At 43.5% G+C, this 17,129-nt stretch carries 18 protein-coding genes, 2 pseudogenes and 1 other annotated feature; of the genes and pseudogenes, 9 read left to right on the top strand and 11 right to left on the bottom strand.

Features of this window, described 5'->3' with window-relative positions; all coding sequences use genetic code 11:
- Nucleotides 1-168: 168 nt before the first annotated feature.
- Nucleotides 169-540 (bottom strand): MarR family winged helix-turn-helix transcriptional regulator, encoded by a 372-nt coding sequence (locus QN079_RS05435; RefSeq protein WP_010747832.1) that lies wholly within the window; start codon nucleotides 538-540, stop codon nucleotides 169-171.
- A gap of 308 nt (nucleotides 541-848) precedes the next feature.
- Between QN079_RS05435 and QN079_RS05430 the strand changes: the two genes are divergently transcribed.
- Complete coding sequence (locus tag QN079_RS05430; RefSeq protein WP_010747831.1) at nucleotides 849-1,508, top strand: hypothetical protein; 660 nt, start codon at nucleotides 849-851, stop codon at nucleotides 1,506-1,508.
- Between the two features lie 43 nt (nucleotides 1,509-1,551).
- Here QN079_RS05430 and QN079_RS05425 read toward each other — a convergent pair whose 3' ends face one another.
- The 10 genes from QN079_RS05425 to QN079_RS05380 form a co-directional block, all read right to left on the bottom strand.
- On the bottom strand, nucleotides 1,552-2,928 hold the full coding sequence (locus QN079_RS05425) for a TrkH family potassium uptake protein (protein WP_034695440.1): 1,377 nt from the start codon (nucleotides 2,926-2,928) through the stop codon (nucleotides 1,552-1,554).
- Between the two features lie 78 nt (nucleotides 2,929-3,006).
- Nucleotides 3,007-3,636 (bottom strand): V-type ATP synthase subunit D, encoded by a 630-nt coding sequence (locus tag QN079_RS05420; RefSeq protein WP_142971563.1) that lies wholly within the window; start codon nucleotides 3,634-3,636, stop codon nucleotides 3,007-3,009.
- On the bottom strand, nucleotides 3,617-5,014 hold the full coding sequence (locus QN079_RS05415; protein ID WP_010747828.1) for a V-type ATP synthase subunit B: 1,398 nt from the start codon (nucleotides 5,012-5,014) through the stop codon (nucleotides 3,617-3,619). Before QN079_RS05415 ends, QN079_RS05420 begins: the two co-directional genes overlap by 20 nt.
- A complete protein-coding gene (locus QN079_RS05410; protein ID WP_010747827.1) occupies nucleotides 4,998-6,785 on the bottom strand; it encodes a V-type ATP synthase subunit A in 1,788 nt (595 codons plus the stop codon). The genes QN079_RS05415 and QN079_RS05410 overlap by 17 nt, the downstream gene beginning before the upstream one ends.
- A gap of 15 nt (nucleotides 6,786-6,800) precedes the next feature.
- A complete protein-coding gene (locus tag QN079_RS05405) occupies nucleotides 6,801-7,109 on the bottom strand; it encodes a V-type ATP synthase subunit F (protein ID WP_005225570.1) in 309 nt (102 codons plus the stop codon).
- On the bottom strand, nucleotides 7,099-8,085 hold the full coding sequence (locus QN079_RS05400) for a V-type ATPase subunit (RefSeq protein ID WP_010747826.1): 987 nt from the start codon (nucleotides 8,083-8,085) through the stop codon (nucleotides 7,099-7,101). Before QN079_RS05400 ends, QN079_RS05405 begins: the two co-directional genes overlap by 11 nt.
- A 3-nt stretch (nucleotides 8,086-8,088) precedes the next feature.
- Nucleotides 8,089-8,673 (bottom strand): FliH/SctL family protein, encoded by a 585-nt coding sequence (locus QN079_RS05395; protein WP_010747825.1) that lies wholly within the window; start codon nucleotides 8,671-8,673, stop codon nucleotides 8,089-8,091.
- A gap of 13 nt (nucleotides 8,674-8,686) precedes the next feature.
- Nucleotides 8,687-9,157, bottom strand: a complete 471-nt coding sequence (locus QN079_RS05390) for a V-type ATP synthase subunit K (RefSeq protein ID WP_005225567.1) — start codon at nucleotides 9,155-9,157, stop codon at nucleotides 8,687-8,689.
- Nucleotides 9,154-11,115 carry a V-type ATP synthase subunit I gene (locus QN079_RS05385; protein ID WP_010747824.1) on the bottom strand — a complete coding sequence of 654 codons (1,962 nt, stop codon included), beginning with the start codon at nucleotides 11,113-11,115 and terminating at the stop codon, nucleotides 9,154-9,156. Before QN079_RS05385 ends, QN079_RS05390 begins: the two co-directional genes overlap by 4 nt.
- Nucleotides 11,093-11,425, bottom strand: a complete 333-nt coding sequence (locus QN079_RS05380) for a hypothetical protein (protein ID WP_010747823.1) — start codon at nucleotides 11,423-11,425, stop codon at nucleotides 11,093-11,095. Before QN079_RS05380 ends, QN079_RS05385 begins: the two co-directional genes overlap by 23 nt.
- Before the next feature lie 110 nt (nucleotides 11,426-11,535).
- Nucleotides 11,536-11,589 (bottom strand) — a sequence feature (sodium ion sensor (DUF1646 type); this cis-regulatory element may regulate processes involved in with the transportation of sodium ions).
- A gap of 672 nt (nucleotides 11,590-12,261) precedes the next feature.
- Here QN079_RS05380 and QN079_RS05375 point away from each other — a divergent pair.
- The 8 genes and pseudogenes from QN079_RS05375 to QN079_RS05340 all read left to right on the top strand — a co-directional run bounded on the left by QN079_RS05375 (nucleotide 12,262) and on the right by QN079_RS05340 (nucleotide 17,057).
- Nucleotides 12,262-12,474 carry a hypothetical protein gene (locus QN079_RS05375; RefSeq protein ID WP_010747822.1) on the top strand — a complete coding sequence of 71 codons (213 nt, stop codon included), beginning with the start codon at nucleotides 12,262-12,264 and terminating at the stop codon, nucleotides 12,472-12,474.
- A gap of 24 nt (nucleotides 12,475-12,498) precedes the next feature.
- Nucleotides 12,499-13,026, top strand: coding sequence for a GNAT family N-acetyltransferase (locus QN079_RS05370; protein ID WP_353957176.1), 528 nt, complete (start codon nucleotides 12,499-12,501; stop codon nucleotides 13,024-13,026).
- Nucleotides 13,027-13,083: 57 nt separating this feature from the next.
- Entirely contained in the window at nucleotides 13,084-13,569 is a 486-nt protein-coding gene (locus QN079_RS05365; RefSeq protein WP_010747820.1) for a tetratricopeptide repeat protein, read from the top strand.
- A 226-nt stretch (nucleotides 13,570-13,795) separates the two neighbouring features.
- Nucleotides 13,796-14,168, top strand: a pseudogene (locus QN079_RS05360) (hypothetical protein).
- A 118-nt stretch (nucleotides 14,169-14,286) separates the two neighbouring features.
- Nucleotides 14,287-14,870, top strand: a pseudogene (locus QN079_RS05355) (DEAD/DEAH box helicase family protein).
- Between the two features lie 103 nt (nucleotides 14,871-14,973).
- A complete protein-coding gene (locus tag QN079_RS05350) occupies nucleotides 14,974-15,396 on the top strand; it encodes a VOC family protein (RefSeq protein ID WP_142971561.1) in 423 nt (140 codons plus the stop codon).
- Between the two features lie 216 nt (nucleotides 15,397-15,612).
- Nucleotides 15,613-15,801, top strand: coding sequence for a hypothetical protein (locus tag QN079_RS05345; RefSeq protein WP_005225554.1), 189 nt, complete (start codon nucleotides 15,613-15,615; stop codon nucleotides 15,799-15,801).
- A 404-nt stretch (nucleotides 15,802-16,205) separates the two neighbouring features.
- Nucleotides 16,206-17,057, top strand: a complete 852-nt coding sequence (locus QN079_RS05340; protein WP_010747814.1) for an Rgg/GadR/MutR family transcriptional regulator — start codon at nucleotides 16,206-16,208, stop codon at nucleotides 17,055-17,057.
- Nucleotides 17,058-17,129: the final 72 nt, after the last annotated feature.

Genomic DNA, 17,129 nt, shown 5'->3' with positions numbered 1-17,129 from the left:
TTCCCACCTTTTCCATTGGATTCATTTCGCTTTGTGGATCTGACTGGCTTAGTTGCCCAAGGAGATCCTTAAAGCAAATCGGTGCATCTTTTTTCCCTTTATCAAAATATACATGCACATGCATCTATATTACAAAAGAATCAAGGAGAAAACAAGTGAAAAACATCATTAGTCCAGCATTTCCTCCAAGACTTTTTCAAAAACGACTTTTGAACGCTGCAGTTTCTTTTCCCCTGATTGGGTCAAATCAATATAGATCCCCCGCTTATCATCTTGACAAGAATGCCGTTCGATCACACCGCACAGCTTGTCTTCCATGCGCATGATCATACGTGACATCGCACTTTGACTCAGATCAAAATGGGCGATCAAATCATTGAGGCGCATGCTATGATTGGGGGTCTTTTCTAAGTAATAAAGCACGTAATACTCATTCAAAGACAGATTGCTTTCTGCTTTGAGGGCTTGCTCCAAACGAGCTTCGATCGCTTGATGCTGATTCGTAAAGGCTAACCATTGCCCCATCCGTTCTTTTTCCATCCTCTTCACCACCCATTCTTCTATACCAAGGTATTTTAATCTAGATCCCTGCGTTACGCAAGTCGCCAGAAAAGGCTAACACTTTATTATGCAAAATTAGCCAGCTACTGCGGGCATTCATGAATGTTTTATGATAGAATTGACGAAAAATTCAGCAAAATCTTCCTATTCTTTTTCAGTGTTCTGGACTACAATATCTTTAACACCAAAGAATATTTAAACACTATATCAACATAATTGTGCATTTTCACACAATAATTTGTTTTTTTTAGATGTTTTAGTATTCGTAGGAAAGGATGAAACAAACGATGAAAAAAACAATTTCTTTGATTGGGACACTGACGCTGGTCAGTGTGGGGCTTTTGACAGGCTGTAACAACGAAAAAGATGCCGCGCAATCAACCAGCGAGCTAAGCCAAAGTCATGTGTCTACTGAAAGCAAAAAAAGTACGACGATGCAAACGACTGAAAACAGCTCCTTAGCGTCAACCTCTACTTCAGAAACTTCAACCACAAGCCAGCAATCGACGGACCACTCTGACGCAACGCAAACGACAGCAAGCTCAGTATCCACCAACGAGTTTCCATATGCGGTTGATCTTTCCCAATATGGCCCTTCACTGACGTTTTATTTCCATGGCGTCAATGTACCAGATGCTGTCACGATTCAAAATACGAGCCCATTGATCATTTTGATCGACGACAGCGCAAGCTATGAAGCACAAGTCGATACGATCGCAACAAAAGAGATTCGCATCTTTTCAGCAAATGACAATGGGATTCGCACCGTAAAAGTGAACACTCAATTGACCTTTGCAAAAGGGATCACTTCCAATGGAAATCCTGATTTTAGCCACAACCTGTACCTATTTACAAATAAGGAGGGTGGTCTATCTTTGATCACACCGAACTATGCGGGAAATGTCAGCGATGACCAACGAGATGTGATGTTAGAAGTACTTCAATAAACGAAAAACAGGGAAACGAAGCGTGCTTCGTTTCCCTGTTTCGTTACCCGATCATCACGGTTTCATCAGGATATTTGTAGCCAGCTTCTTGTTTGTTGGCTTTTTTCATCAATGAAAAAGCAACGGTCATGATGCCGACTCGACCAATGAACATCAAAAAAATAATCAAAAGTTTGCCAAAAACCGACAAGTAAGGCGTCAACCCCATGGTCAACCCCACCGTTCCAAAAGCGGAAAAAACTTCAAAGGCAATGGTTGGCAACCCAAAGTTTGGGGTTTGCGGCATACTCTCAGTGATCGACAATAAGAAAATCGCTACGAAGCATAACGTCAAGGTAAGGAAGAACAACGTAAAGGCACGCGATACAGCAGATTCTTTGATCGTGCGACCAAAAACTTCCGCTCGACTGCGCCCTTTCAATAAGCTGCGGATCTTGATGATCAAGACCGCAAATGTCGTTGTCTTCAATCCCCCAGCAGTTGATCCAGAGGTTCCACCGATATACATTAAAATCATCGTCAGCATCAAGCCTGCTTGACTCATTTGTCCGTAATCAATACTGAAAAATCCCGCGGTTCTTGGGGTGACCGCTAAGAAGAGGTATTGGAAAAAACGTTCGATGACCGAATCACCCGTGATCAACTGTGAATTGGCTTCGGTCAAAAAGAACCCTGCCGTTCCAAAAACCACCAAAACGATCATAGCGATCCATGCCAAGCGGCTATGCAGGGACCGTTTTTTGGACGCCGTATGCAGGATATCGAACCAAACGAGAAAACCCAGACCACCGGCGATGATCAAGAAACTGATGACCCCCAGCACAAATGGATCGTTTTGAAACCCTACCATGCTGTTGCCGAACAAATCAAACCCAGCATTACAAAAGGCCGAGATCGCATGAAAAACACTGTACCAAAGGCCTTGCTCCCAACCAAAACGGGGCACGAAAGCAAAAGCCAGCAAGATGATCCCACTGACTTGGATCAAAAAGGCGATCCGAATCAGGTACCATGCCAAATGGATCTCTCCAGACATTCGGTCCAGATTCAATGATTCCCGCAAAATCATCCGAGTACTAAGATGGACTCTTTTTCTCGCCAAGATGTAAAAGAAGACGGGAATCGACATGAAGCCGATCCCACCGATCTCAATCAGCATCAGCAAGATCCCTTGGCCCCACAGGTTGTAATGATCGGCTACGGTCAAGGTCGAAAGACCCGTCACGCAAACAGCCGATGTGGCAGTAAACAGCGCATCTAAAAAGTTGGTGCCTTCACCACTTTGGGTGACAGCCGGCAGCATCAGCAAGCCAGTTCCTGCCAATATCAGCAAAACGAAGACCAGAGTGACGATCTGCGGAATCAAAAAGCGTTGCGATGCCAGCTTTTTTTTCAAACGATTTCTTTTTTTCATTTTCATTTCCTTTGACCTTTTGCAAAAACCAATGTCTTAGTAATCCAAGTTTATTGCATTTGTTTTTTCTCTTATCATACCATTTTATTTTGATTTATTCTTCACTTTGATCATTCTTGTTACGTTTGCTCGTTCATTTTCTTCCAGCCGCATTTTGATTCCATAAATGGCTTCTTCCAGCTCGGGAATCGTCAAATATTCTAGGGCATTGACGCGTCGGCGCGTCCGTTCGATTTCCCCTGCCATCAATTGACAGGTCTTTTCGATTTCCGTTAGCTCCAACAGCTTCGGCATAACGTCGGTAAAACGGGCGACCGCATTATCTAACGGAACATTGGAATTCAAAAAGCCGTACTCGATCGGCGCTTGCATCACCGTATCGTCGTAATCAAAATGCATCACTGGCACTTCCACACTCATGATATTTTTCTTGGATAACTCAAGGGAGACTTCAGTTGCTGGTAAAATAAACATTTCTTCAATGTATTTTTCATTGATTGTGGCATTGGCTAAGCGAAATGCCTTCATGGCACGCTGCAATTGTTCTTCGACTTCTTTACGCAAGCGATCATTCTTTTTGATCAACTCAATAAATTGACGCATGAGTTCGTCTTGTTTGTCTTTTAATAATTTGTGTCCGCGTTTGGCTGTCGCCAATTGTTTGCTGAGGCGCGACAGCTCCATGCGGGTTGGATTAACGGTTTTTTGCGCCATTGTTCTCCTCTCCCGGTAAGTATTCCGCCAGTAGGGCATCGCTGATCCGCTTCAGCTCGACTTTTGGCAGCATCGCCAATAATTCCCACCCTAATTCCAAGGTTTCGATAATAGAGCGGTTGGTGCGATACCCTTGGTTCAAGTATTCATTTTCGAAGCGTTCCGCAAATTTGGCATAGGTTTTATCTACTTCCGACAATGCCGATTCTCCTAAAACGACTGCCAATTCCTTGGCTTGCTTTCCTTGAGCATAGGCAGAAAACAACTGGTTCATCGTTGCGGCATGGTCTTTACGGGTTTTTCCTTCACCGGTCCCTTTATCTTTTAACCGTGACAATGACGGCAAGACATCGATGGGTGGCTGGATGCCGTTTTTATACAAATCACGAGACAAGATGATTTGTCCTTCGGTGATATAGCCGGTCAAATCGGGAATCGGATGGGTTTTGTCATCTTCTGGCATGGTCAAAATCGGCAGCTGGGTCACTGAACCTTTCAAGCCGCGAATCCGTCCCGCACGTTCATATAACGTTGATAGATTGGTATAAAGATACCCAGGATAACCCCGACGTCCTGGCACTTCACGACGAGCAGAGGAAATCTCCCGCAAAGCTTCACAGTAGTTGGTCATATCCGTCATGATCACCAAGACATGCATGCCCTTTTCGTAAGCCAAGTATTCGGCTGCCGTCAGTGCCATTCGGGGAGTAGCGATCCGCTCGATCGCTGGGTCATTGGCTAGATTCATAAAGACGACAGAATGGTCGATGGCGCCCGTTTGACGAAAATCTTCCATGAAATATTCTGCTTCTTCAAAGGTGATCCCGATGCCAGCAAACACAACAGCGAAATCGTCTTCCGAGTTCAACACTTGTGCTTGACGCGCAATTTGCGAAGCCAATTCTTTATGAGGCAGACCAGAACCAGAAAAAATCGGCAGCTTTTGTCCCCGAACGAGCGTATTCAAGTGGTCGATTGATGAGATCCCCGTTTGAATAAACTCATCAGGATAATCCCGCGCTGCTGGATTGATCACTTCGCCGTTGATGTCCATAAATTTTTCTGGGACGATCTCTACTCCGCCATCTTTGACCCGACCTAAGCCGTCAAAGACTCGCCCGATCATTTGCTCGGAAACGCCTAATTCCAAAGGATGTCCTAAGAAACGCACCGCAGATTCCCGCAAATTGATCCCGCCGGTTCCTTCAAAAATTTGGACCAACGCTTTGTCTTCTTGGATCTCCAGTACTTGTCCTTGCCGCGTTTCGCCGTTTTGCATGCGGACTTCGATCAACTCTTCGTATTTGACACCGGAGACGCGATCGACTGCCATCAATGGTCCGACGACTTCTCCAATCGTTTTATATTCCTTGATCATCGGTGCGGTCTCCTTTCTGTAAAATTTCTTTCATCGTTGCTTTGATCTCTTGATGCAAAGCAGAAATTTTTGCTAATTCCGTTTCAGGCAAGTACTTCATACGTGCCACTTTGTCTCGCAATTCTTCGGTTCCTGCATAGATTTCTGAAAGATACGCACCTAGTGTCAACGCATCTTCCGCTTCTTTGTGGAGCAGCAAGATTGTTTCCAGCATTTTGAACTGCTTTTCACGAGAGGTAAACGTATCGACGTCGTCAAAAGCGTTTTGCTGCAAGAAATCTTCTCGCAATGATTTGGTGGTTTCCAGCAATAACTGATCTTTTTCGGACAAAGCGTCGATGCCGACAAGTCGAACGATCTCTGACAACTCAGATTCTTTTTGCAGCATCCGCATGGCTTCTGTTACTTGTTTGGACCAATCCACTTGCATTTGTTGGTCCAAAAAGGCACCCAATTCATTTTCGTATAAAGAATAGCTCTTCAACCAATCGATCGATGGAAAATGACGCTTTTGCGCTAAGGTGGCATCTAAGCCCCAAAAGACTTTTACGACCCGCAACGTATTTTGGGTAACTGGTTCTGAAATATCGCCGCCTGATGGTGAAACGGCGCTGATGGCAGTGATACTGCCTTCTTGATCAGAACCTAAGCAAATCGCTTTTCCAGAACGCTCATAATACTCTGCCAAGCGGCTGCCTAAGTAAGCTGGATACCCTTCATCCCCAGGCATTTCTTCCAGACGACCAGACATTTCTCGCAGTGCTTCTGCCCAACGTGAGGTGGAATCCGCCATGATCGCCACTGAATACCCCATGTCTCGGAAGTATTCCGCAATCGTGATCCCAGTATAAATCGACGCTTCCCGAGCGGCTACCGGCATATTGGAGGTGTTAGCGATCAACACGGTTCTCGCCATTAAAGATTCACCACTACGAGGGTCGATCAACTCTGGAAACTCGTTCATTACATCGGTCATTTCATTGCCGCGTTCGCCGCAGCCGACATAGACGACCAGGTCGACATCCGCCCATTTGGCGATTTGGTGCTGAACGACAGTCTTCCCTGCACCAAAAGGTCCTGGAACGGCTGACGCCCCGCCTTTAGCGATTGGAAAGAAGGTGTCGATCACTCGCTGGCCAGTAATCATTGGTTCGACTGGATTCAGTTTTTGCTTTACTGGACGGCTATGACGAACGGGCCATTTTTGCAGCATTGTGAAAGACCGTTCTCCTTTGGGTGTATCTAAAACATAAATCGTTTCATCGATGGTAAATTCCCCCACATAAACAGCCTTGACTGTTCCTGAAACGCCATGAGGAACCATGATCTTGTGATTGATCAACGGTGTTTCTTGCACGGTGCCGATGACCATCCCCGTACTGACTACTTCGCCGACTTCGACTGTCGGTACAAAGGGCCACTTTTTCTCATGATCCAACGCAGGCAATTGCACCCCACGCGTCAAGAAGTTGCTTTGGGTGACAGACATGAAGGTTTCTAAGGGACGTTGGATGCCATCAAACATTTGTGACATGATCCCAGGTGCCAATTCGACGGATAGCGGTTCACCGGTGGTTTCGACTGGTTCACCAGGTCCGATCCCAGACGTTTCTTCATAGACTTGGATCGAAGCGACGTCGCCGCGCATTTCGATGATCTCACCGACCACGCCTAAATCTCCTACATAACAGATATCTTCTAAACTTGCATGGCCCATATTTTTGGCTAAAACCAATGGACCAGATACTTTAATAATTGTTCCTTTTTCCACAACATCGGCTCCTCTCTATAGTATGTTTTGTCCAACTGCTTTTTCGACATTTTCTTGAATCATTCGCTTGCCGATTCCTCGGGAACCATCATAATCAGGAATCAAGATGACTGCAGGTGTCATTTTTTGTTGGACTTTTGCTAATTCATCGGGAATCAGCTCGGCACATTTTTCAGTCAGGTAGATGATCGTACTGTTCTTCATTAATTTTGCCAGCGCCTGCTTCACTTCTTTTTCTTCCGAGGCATAGCAGACCTGAAAGCCAAATAGTTGAAAAGGAATGACGGATTCTTTCTCGCCGATTACGCCGATTTTATGAGTCATAGTGCCGCATCCTTTCTCTGAGTTGTTCTTCCGTAAAGCCACTGCGTTTGCCTACTAGCAAGAGACGCAGGTTTTGCAGTTCCAAAACCTTAGCATTCAAAAATGCGAGTAAAGGCAGTGGTCCTAAAGCATCCGTTTGGGCTTGGCCATAGCTTTCTGTGATCAAATTGTCTTGTAAAAGTGCCAAGCCAGCAAAGTCGATCACCTGTTCATGAATCAAAGGCCGCAACACTTCCTGATAATCACTTTCTAATAAGAAGGCTAAAAAGTCACTATAGGACGCATCCGCAAACGCTAAAAATTCTTCTTTCGGGATACTGCCGACACTCACTAAGACTGCTTCCATAAAACTGCGCGATCGTTTTTGAAGTACACAACGTGCGGCAATCGTTATATTGGTCAGATCGATCATCTTGATGACAGCTTCTTGTAGCTCAGGGATCTTGATTTCATCTGCCAGTCGCCGTTGTTCATGTAAATACCGGCGATCGTAAATGATATCGATGCCTTGCAGCACGGCGCCGCCTTCTAAGTACTCCCGCACTTCTTGGATCGTAGTCACGATTTTCTCAGGCAATACCTCTGAGGTTCCCGTTTTGATGGCGGTCCGACACTCATCGATCGTGTAAAAACCGTCTTCGATCAGTAGATGATCATAATCTTTTCCAGTGACTGACTCTTTGGTCAAGACTTTTAGATTATGGAAAGTAAAAGGCATCATATACAGTCGGAGGATCTCTTGATCAGGAACCAGCTCGGCCAATTCTTTGATCGTCTTTAACAATTCTTCATCGAGATAGGTTTCGAATCGTTCATGAAAATCTGGCTTTAAATAGCGTTGATAATGGGTCTGCTGCAAGACAGCTTCGACTTCAGCAAACCCTTTTGCCGCAATCATTTGTTCGACTTCTTGCGGTTTTAACAACGTCATCTCTTTCAGCCGAATGATTGGATTCAATTGATGATAGTTCCTCATGGATCAACCTCCTTGTTGTATGATCTGCAACCACCGTTCCCGGGTTTCTTTCTTGTATTCATCAAGCAGTACCTGATAGGTAAAATTGTATTGAATGCCGTTGTCATCCACCAAAAAGCCTGCTTCTGTCAATGGTGCGCCTGCTTTGATTTCATACGGTAGTTTTGATTGACAAGACGTAAGCCAAGCGGCATCTAGATGGGCTGCTTGCTCAGGACCAGCGTGGAAGGTCACCGTCCCGCTGATCGGCAGCTGTTGCAGCACATTTTCAGCAAATGACTGCAGCTCTTCTGGCGTCCAGGCAACCATTTGTTGATACGCTTGCTCAAAAAGTTGTGTCAGGTATTCGTTTTGTTTCACCATTTGCTGCTGCTTAGCGGCACTTGCTTGGCGATTTTGCGCTTGATGATAATTTTTTTCGGCTTGCTTTTTTGCTTGCTGGGCACGAAGCTGCAAGTCCGACTCTTTTTTCGCCCAGTCACGTGCCATCGTTTCACTGATCCTAGCACGTTCAGCGGCAGCCAAACGTTCCCGTTTTGTCTGCGCTTCTTGGTCTAGTTCAGCAATCATTTTGTCGATTGCATCCATACCTTCGCCCCCTTTAAATCGTTCCTAAAAGTAAGAAAGAAATAACAAAGCCTAAGATGGCATACATCTCAACCATTACTGAGAACATAACCCCTTTAAAGAAATGCTCTGGTTTCTTCGCTAAAATTTGAATCCCAGCTGCAGCGACCTTCCCTTGGGCCATTCCTGAGAACAAGCCAGTAAAGGCAACTGGCAGTGATGCCATCAAGTACGCCATACCAGTCACTGTCGACATTTCACCACTTAAGCTACCATAGATCATAAACGCAATAACGAATCCGTATAGTCCTTGCGTTCCGGGAAGCAATTGTAAAATCAAGGCTTGTCCAAACTTCTCCGGCTGATTCGTCGTTAAGGCTGCCGCTGCTTCACCAGTTTGGCCCACCCCTTTGGCTGAACCGATCCCAGAAAAGATCGTAGCGATCCCCATTCCGATAATTGCAAACACCATACCACCATTATTATTAATTAAGTAATCAATCATTTATTGTCTCCTCCATTTTCTTTATCAAAATCAACGTATTTCTCACTTGGCTTAAAGGTTTCAAATTGGCGCCCCCCACCAGTGAAAAATTTTCCGAAAAACTCTACATATTGTAAACGAGCGGCATGCACATACGCACTCAGTAACGATAAAAAGATGTTTAAAGCTTGTAGGACAACCAATAAGAGAATGCCCACAGAAAAACGAGCGGCTGGCGGCAAATAGCCCACCAATAAGTTGAAGGCTGCTGCGATACTCCCACCAGAGATCCCTAATGCCATCAAGCGGCTATAGCTGACAAAGTCGCCGATATAACTGGTCACACCGTATAAGTCATACAAGCCTAAAAAGAAGCCGCCCACTTTGGTTTTCCCTTTCAGAATCGGTACCACGATGATCAATAAGGCACTAAAGCCTGCTAAAATCAAGCCGACGGTTGTTAGTGCTGGGACATCGATCAAAAGATTGCCTGCGGCTGCCACTAAAAGACCACTCAAAAGTCCTAGCCACGCAAAGCCTTCGTTGACTGCACCTAAAAGATCCTTTTTGCGGATATTTTCTTTGGCTGCTAAATAAAGGCCTGTAAACAGTTGGATGCCACCAAAAATCATGGATAGACCAAAGATCGCCATAAAATCTTCGGAGGGCGATAAAAGTTGGAAGGGCAATGTAGCACCAAAGAAGGAGCCGTAGATTGCGCCCCAAATCATAGTTGGCACAGACAAAATCTGGAACAATTTCAGAAACCGTTTGGTCCCTTTGGGCAAACGCAAGGCGTGTAGCCCAATCGTGGTCGCGACAGCCATTAATGCACCATAACCTAAGTCAGCCACCATCATACCAAAGAAAACATAGTAAAAAGGCGTCATCCATGGGGTTGGATCGATCTCATCGTATTTTGGCAAGCTGTACATTTCCGTCAACATTTCAAAGGGTTGAATAAACGAGGCGTTTTTTAGCTTCGTTGGCACTTGATTGGCAGCGATCTCCTCTGCAGTGGGTTCTTCAAATGAATAGTAAATCTCGTTGGCAAAGGATTCTTGGACCATTTCCGCCACTAACGGCTGATCCTTTTTTGCAATCCATCCGCGCAAGAGGGCAAAGGTCTGACCAGCTGCTAAGCGCTGTTGCATCATTGCCCGATTCTCACGAGTCAAAAACAGTTCTTCCGCTTGCTGCAGCAGGATCAGCCGTTGCTTGTGCTGACTGATTTCTGTAATCAGTTCTTTGCGCTGCTGCGTCAAGGAGGTCAAGGCTTGTTTCGCATTTTGCAAAACCACTTTTGGTGATTCGGATGTCAAGCCAGTTTCTTTCTTCACCCCATATCGGTGAAACAATTGGAACACTTGCTCTTCGATCGCTGTTAAAAACAGGCAGCTGAAATTGACTTTTTTGGGTTCAGAATAGATCACTTCGATATGAACCTCTTCCAATTGACGCAAGGCTTCAGCTAGATCTTCCCAGCGTGGGCCTTCGACACTCCCAGCAAAAAAAGTTGTATGTGCAGGCGCTTCGATCTCCAAGGGTACGTCAAGATTTTGCCATTGTGTCGCCCATTCTTCCGACTGCGTCGCTGCTTCGATCGCTTCGATCGTCTCTACCCAGCGCTCCTGCAAATTCTCGACTTCAACCAGCTCCGTTAATGCTGCGGCTTCATCGAAGCTTGTTTCAAAGTCCGACAGCCGCAAGGCATCTCGTTGCCATTCCGTGCCTTTTTTCGCATCACCATTTTGACGAATAAAGCGGATCGCTTCTTGCAGTCGACGAATCATTGGTTGATGAGAAGCACCTTCTGGGGTGGCTCCTGCAAAAAATTCCCGCAGCCAAGTTTCGTTGGCTTCCTGCTCAAATACGTTCTCGATTTCAACAAACTGCATCGTTTGCAGCTTCGTCAATAACCTTTCTTGGTAGTGCTTCGGGGTGATCAACGTTAGTTTATTTAGTTTGGTTACTGCCATAAGTCCCGATCACTCCTTCAACGATCTGTTGAACCGCTTGCTCTTGGAAGCTTTGCATATTTTTTTGGTAACGATCTAACACTTGCTGGTTCTCTTTTGCCAGCTGCTGCTTTTGTGCTGCTAGTGACTGTTGCAACTGCTCTTCGATTGTTGCTTGTTCTTGAACAAGCGCCTCTTCCAAAGCGGCTAATCGCTCTTGCAATGCTTGTTGCTGCTGCGCTTCTTCCGACTGCAATTCTTTTTTCAAAGCGCGCAATTGCTGTTCATTGGCTTCTTCTGCTTCTCGTAAACGAGTCAAAGCTTCTCTCATCGATTCCCCTCCTATAATGATTTGTATTCTCAACTGAAAAATAAACAAAAAAAGCATACCTCACGAAGAAGTATGCTGATATGAAAAAAGGCCAGCATTCCTCCAAGAATGTTTGCCTCACCCCTTGGCAAACCTGATCCTTGAAGCATAAAAAATGCTCAACCTTTGTCTATTTTATTTTTCAATTCCTAAACTATTATAGCAAAAAACGGCGTTCTATTCAAGTGAAATCATCTTTTGTGAGAAAAAACCGTTTTTCACCTATTACTGATTCACTTGCTACCTGCCCAACTTTCCACCTAACATTTGCCAGGGATCGGATTGTTCTTACTAAATTGAAATCGGTCAAAATCAATTTAAGACTTAGAATGGTATGAATGAAGAACGTTGAGATTTTTTGAAAATGCTAGACATCATTTGATTGGTACCCAAAAGGAGATATCAGTTCCAACAACCCATTCGATCCCTGACAAATCTTAAGTGAGAAGTTCGCTTATTTCGCTTCTCTTTTTATCGGTGGCAGCGGTTGGCCCTTTTCTTCACAAATGAAATAACCGCCACGATAAAGGCATGTGTAAATTTTACCCGGTTCCATTGTTAAAGGAAGCCCATTTTTTAAATACATCGGTTTTCTTTCCATTGTGCTCACCTTGTCTTTCGTGGGAAAATCAGTCAAAAAAAAAAACAACAGCTATTTCTAATCTTATTTTCAAGATTACCAAAAAACAAATCAATTTTCTAGTTTTTTAATCAAAATATCGCAAATATATCGATCATTTTATAAAAAGATGGATATTTAACAAAGTGTGTGTAAAGAATGAACAGGAGGAAAAAGGATGTCAGATGAACGTTGGTTTCAAATTAGAAGAAAGCGAAACATCGAATTGGTTCTTTGTTTGCTCGTCGTCCTGCCGATGTTCTATGGCTTATGGTTTCAGCTCGCTTTTTTGATCCACTACATGTCGTTTTTGTTTCTGGTGGCAGTCTTCACTGCAATCTACGAAGGAATTCGTTGGATCTGGGCTTTTATTAGAAAAAAACGAGCGTGAAAAAGCTTGGCTCTGCTATAATAAATGAAACGAGCAGAGAGGAGTGCTTCTATGAAACGAATCATTATGGCTTGTGACTTACAACATGCCCCCAAAGCTTTACAAGAATCCGCCCTTTCTTTTGAGCCGTTTCTCCCGAATTCTCGAAGTGTCGCAGAACTTTTTTATTCCGCCTATCATGAAACGACAGATGACGAAGGGGAATCGCTTGCTGACTGGCAAAGAGAGCTGAGAGAGACCGCTGACGGAAAATACGGTCCCTTGATTCCAGAGCTTTCTTTTCAGTTACAAAAGGATGATCATCCTATCGGTGCCGTAGTAACCAGCACGTTTCAAGAGCTTCCCCTGCTATTATTTGTTGTTATGGGCGCAGCCTTTAAAGGCAACGGCTTATCCAAGCTGATGATGAAGGAAGTGATCCAACGAGCAAAAGCCATGGGCCTCACTCACCTTTATATGGTAGTGACGGTTGAAAACCAGCCAGCCTACAAGCTGTATGAAGCATGCGGTTTTTCTTTTGCAGGTGAAAGCTGGGCAGATCTTTCCCCTTAGCTATGCTTGCAAGTTATCTAAGTCATTTTCTACTATTTAAAAAGGAGCTTCCAACCAATGAATGAACGACTAGCTGCTGCGATCCAACTGCGGACTGAAAAAAAACTGCAACAATCAAATGAACAATTGATTCAATTAGCTGCCGAAAATCCCCAAGATGCCTTTGTGCATTATCAAACGGCTTGGAGCTATGATCTTTTAGGGGAAGAGCAACAGGCAATTCCTTATTATGAACAAGCAATCTCGTTAGGGTTATCAGAAAACGACTTGCCAGATGCCTACCTAGGTCTAGGCAGCACCTATCGTGCCCTCGGCAATTATCAAAAAGCCGAAGAAGTGTTTTTAGAAGCGATGAAGCAGTATCCAAAAAATCATGCTTTGCAAACCTTCTATGCCATGACACTGTTTAATCTCGCCGAGTATGAGCAAGCCACTAAACGATTATTGACCCTGCTTGCCGAAACCTCTAACGATCCAGACATCCAGTCTTACCGACAGGCACTTTTGTTTTATGCGGATAAACTCAATGAGACATGGGCATAAATATACCCTATGAAGCAGCTCCTCCGCTCCCTTTTCTCGTAAAAGGGAGTCTTTCTTTTGGATATCTCGCAATCATCCTTTGCTACCAACGACTATCCTTTGAACCTTTTCCTCCAAGCAATACTACCTATCATTATCGAATTTTCCGATAAAAAACCAGTTGACGGCTCTCAATAAATCTGTTAGTTTATCTATGTTTTTTTAATAACAGATTGGAGGAATGACTATGCCCTTTATTGTCTATTTTTTCCTATCCTTATTGATCATTTATATTCCGACACCAACCCTTTTGCTGTTTTTTCAAAAAACTCGCCTCGCAGCATGACAATCTGACGGCTTTCAGCAAACTTTTTCTATTGTTGATGATCTTGCTGGATTATTACTTAAGCTATTATTGGTTAAAAAACTGCAAAGTCAAAAAAGCGAACTACCTTTATTTAGTCTTTGTCAATGTCTTCGAATGGCTGATCCACTTCTATCTTTATTCACGATTTGAAACGATCAATCTACTGGTCATTTTGTTGTTCCAGACCGTGCTATTGTGCTGCATGGTTTTCTTCCCTTTGTCGGAGAAGTTCCGCTCATTCCTTTTTACCTAAAAAAGAGCATCTTGGGTTTCCACTTATGAAAAATTCCAGCTTCTCAATCATTTCTTTCTAAGAACCAATTTACACGATAGCTCACCTTTGTTACGATTGATAAAAAGGATGTGTTGTGATGTCATTGATCGTCTTGATTGGCGCACAAGCCGCAGGGAAAATGACTGTGGGCAAAGAACTGGAAAAACGATTGGATGCAAAGCTTTTATTCAATCACCAGACCATTGATCTTTTTGCGAACTTTCTTGGCTATAGTCCCGCAGCATTCGCTTTGTCTAATCAAACACGGATCGAACTCTTCAAAGCCTTTGTTCAAAATGAAGCCAATAATACGAGAAATCAATCATTTTTACGGTCTTGATTGATTTCGATCAAGCGGGAGATTTAGCTTTTTTACAAGAGATCGCCCAACTATTTACCGATGCCCAGCAAAAGGTCTATTTTATCGAATTAGTGGCTGATATTGAGGAACGCTTAAAGCGCAATTGCCATGAGGACCGTTTAGCCGCAAAGCCGTCAAAAAGAGCGCTGGATTTTTCTAGAAACGAGCTTTTGTCTTCGTTTGAAAACTATCGCTTAGAAAGCCTGCCACAGGAATTAACTACCCTTTTTCCAACGATTCCTTCGCTGAAAATCAACAATACCCACTTATCACCTGATGAAGTGAGTCAAACAATTATTGCCCATTTTTCCTTGACTTAAGTGCCAAAGAAACGCCATTTTCAAGCTTTGCTTCAATACGAAAATGTCTATTGACTTTGACGCTGCGTCAAGTGGTATCCTCTAATTAAGAGGAGGTGTCAAAATGAAAGTATATGTTATGCCAATGTTTTATCAATTGAAGACAAAAGATATTGAACAATCATCAAAATGGTTTGCAGAAATCTTGGGTTTCCAGTCATTGTATCAGTTTCGCAATCAAGAAAATCAAGTGACGATGGACCATCTGCGTCTTGCTGACTACCAAGATTTGATGCTGATTGCCGCAGACTCGTTCACTGTTGGCGATGGGGCAATTTTGAATGTAGCGATGATTGATCTTCAGAATATCGCTCAAAAAATTCCCGAAAAGTGGATCGTGGAACCTTTGATGGAAAAGCCGTGGAATGCCCTTGAAATGACCATCAAAGACCCCAACGGTTATTTGTTTACCCTAACAGAGGCGATAAGAAAAAACGAATCAGACTTTCATACCTTGATGGACCAAACCAAGGATTACTTACAATAAAAGGAACCGAGTAAGAAGGATGGCTTTCTTACTCGGTTCCTTTTTTATAAAACTTGATTCTGGCAACAATGACAAAAACGAACGCTCCCTAGATTTACCTAGCGAAGCTTTTTATCCCATCAGACATACCGTTTTAGTATATTTTTAAATATTGAAGGTAATTATTAACACACCCAATTCAGAACATGCTACACTATTTAAAAAGGAGGAGTTCCTATGGAAAAGAAATCGCAGCTTCCGTGGTACAAGCGCAAAAAGTTCTACCTTCCAGTTGCCGTCGTCCTCGGCGTGATTGGGGTTCTTCCCAGTCTCGTCTCTCTTTTCGGGGTCTCGATCGATGATGAATTCAATCCTGATTACTATTCTGATCCGAATGAACCAATGTTCAAGAAAAAACAAAACTGACTGTTGCGATGCCGTATGCAGGTTTTTTGACCAACAAAAAAAGAGCAATCACTCGCTGTTGTGTTTGCTCCTTTTTTAAAAGGGATTCGGCAGACCTACGCACCTTGACAGGGTAAGCTGTTTGGGGAGAGGGCGTTTGAATGCGCGAATGAACAGTAACTTATTACGTAAAACCACTTATACTTTTTTCCTGTTAAAAAATCAATTGCTAACCAATCACAAAGGATCGATTATTTGAAGAAAGAAAAAACGTTAGCCATTAGTTCTACAACTTCCCAGGGAAAACTAAAAAAATCAAACATCCATTTCTCCTCCTTTAATTGACTTTCTTCAAGTTTACCCGCAAAATAAAGCTGTAACATATTTGGACTATTTTTCCGTCCACTTTTTTTAGGAGGGATTTTTTGAAGGCCAATGACTTGTTAAAAGAGTTACGAACGGAACGAAATATCTCACAGCGAAAATTGGTTGAGAACATTTCAGAACGCAGTACACTGGCAACCTTTGAACAAAAAGGGCACCGCATCGCCTTTGATATTTTGCACCAGTATTTGGACCGCTTAAATGTCACTTTGGAGGAATTTGAGTATCGCTTGGATGACAATCAAGTCAGCGAGAAAAAGCAGCTATCCAAACAGTTGACCACCGCTTACTATGAAAGCAAGTATTCTGAAGTCCTCTCTTTGATCAACAAAGCCCAAGCACTGTATAAAACCACGAAGGATTTCTTCTATTATGTACTGTATAGTCAATTCTTTTTGATTTTAGAGAAAAAAGGCGTGGTTACCGACGAGGAAGAACGGCGCATCATCGAAGCGACCATCAAGAAATACTTGGAACGCATCGACACGTGGGGAAAATTTGAAATCTCCTTATTTACCAATCTGCTCTTCCTCTTTTCTGACGAGTACATCTTGTATCAAATGAAACACCTGAATAAAAAAATTTTTTACAGCAATGCGTTAAGTATCAATTATCAAATCTACACAAAATTGCTGACGAATGCGGCTTTCTTGTTTATCGATCGCAAAAAACCTGCCGAGTTGGCGCATGTGCTGACGTATCTAGCCGATCACCTGCCGCCGGACAATGATCGTATCCGCTTGATGATTCGTTATTTCGAAGGCATCTACGCCTTGTTTCAAGGAGATCGTATGCTGGGAATGGCCACGATTGAAAAAGCACTGGATTATCTGCGTTTTATTGGGCAAGAAGCCTTTGCCAAAGAATTAGAGGCACTGGCTCAGAGTATCTAAAAAAACCTGCTGCTTCCTCTCAGTAAGAGAACGACTCTCTTACACGGAGGAAACAGCAGGTTTATTTTTTTC

Source organism: Enterococcus sp. FZMF, from assembly GCF_030263915.1.
Lineage (GTDB): Bacteria > Bacillota > Bacilli > Lactobacillales > Enterococcaceae > Enterococcus_D > Enterococcus_D casseliflavus.
Note: the sequence above shows the minus strand (reverse complement) of the source record. Positions and strands in the feature narration are given on the sequence as shown.

Excerpts from the sequence above, each read along its gene's own strand:
- QN079_RS05380 (WP_010747823.1), bottom strand. The coding sequence starts at position 11,425 with ATGAGAGAAGCTTTGACTCGTTTACGAGAAGCAGAAGAAGCCAATGAA.
- QN079_RS05370 (WP_353957176.1), top strand. The coding sequence starts at position 12,499 with ATGAAACGAGCAGAGAGGAGTGCTTCTATGAAACGAATCATTATGGCT.
- QN079_RS05405 (WP_005225570.1), bottom strand. The coding sequence starts at position 7,109 with ATGACTCATAAAATCGGCGTAATCGGCGAGAAAGAATCCGTCATTCCT.
- QN079_RS05400 (WP_010747826.1), bottom strand. The coding sequence starts at position 8,085 with ATGAGGAACTATCATCAATTGAATCCAATCATTCGGCTGAAAGAGATG.
- QN079_RS05390 (WP_005225567.1), bottom strand. The coding sequence starts at position 9,157 with ATGATTGATTACTTAATTAATAATAATGGTGGTATGGTGTTTGCAATT.
- QN079_RS05430 (WP_010747831.1), top strand. The coding sequence starts at position 849 with ATGAAAAAAACAATTTCTTTGATTGGGACACTGACGCTGGTCAGTGTG.
- QN079_RS05350 (WP_142971561.1), top strand. The coding sequence starts at position 14,974 with ATGAAAGTATATGTTATGCCAATGTTTTATCAATTGAAGACAAAAGAT.
- QN079_RS05365 (WP_010747820.1), top strand. The coding sequence starts at position 13,084 with ATGAATGAACGACTAGCTGCTGCGATCCAACTGCGGACTGAAAAAAAA.
- QN079_RS05345 (WP_005225554.1), top strand. The coding sequence starts at position 15,613 with ATGGAAAAGAAATCGCAGCTTCCGTGGTACAAGCGCAAAAAGTTCTAC.
- QN079_RS05395 (WP_010747825.1), bottom strand. The coding sequence starts at position 8,673 with ATGGATGCAATCGACAAAATGATTGCTGAACTAGACCAAGAAGCGCAG.
- QN079_RS05425 (WP_034695440.1), bottom strand. The coding sequence starts at position 2,928 with ATGAAAATGAAAAAAAGAAATCGTTTGAAAAAAAAGCTGGCATCGCAA.
- QN079_RS05420 (WP_142971563.1), bottom strand. The coding sequence starts at position 3,636 with ATGGCGCAAAAAACCGTTAATCCAACCCGCATGGAGCTGTCGCGCCTC.
- QN079_RS05435 (WP_010747832.1), bottom strand. The coding sequence starts at position 540 with ATGGAAAAAGAACGGATGGGGCAATGGTTAGCCTTTACGAATCAGCAT.
- QN079_RS05385 (WP_010747824.1), bottom strand. The coding sequence starts at position 11,115 with ATGGCAGTAACCAAACTAAATAAACTAACGTTGATCACCCCGAAGCAC.
- QN079_RS05415 (WP_010747828.1), bottom strand. The coding sequence starts at position 5,014 with ATGATCAAGGAATATAAAACGATTGGAGAAGTCGTCGGACCATTGATG.
- QN079_RS05375 (WP_010747822.1), top strand. The coding sequence starts at position 12,262 with ATGTCAGATGAACGTTGGTTTCAAATTAGAAGAAAGCGAAACATCGAA.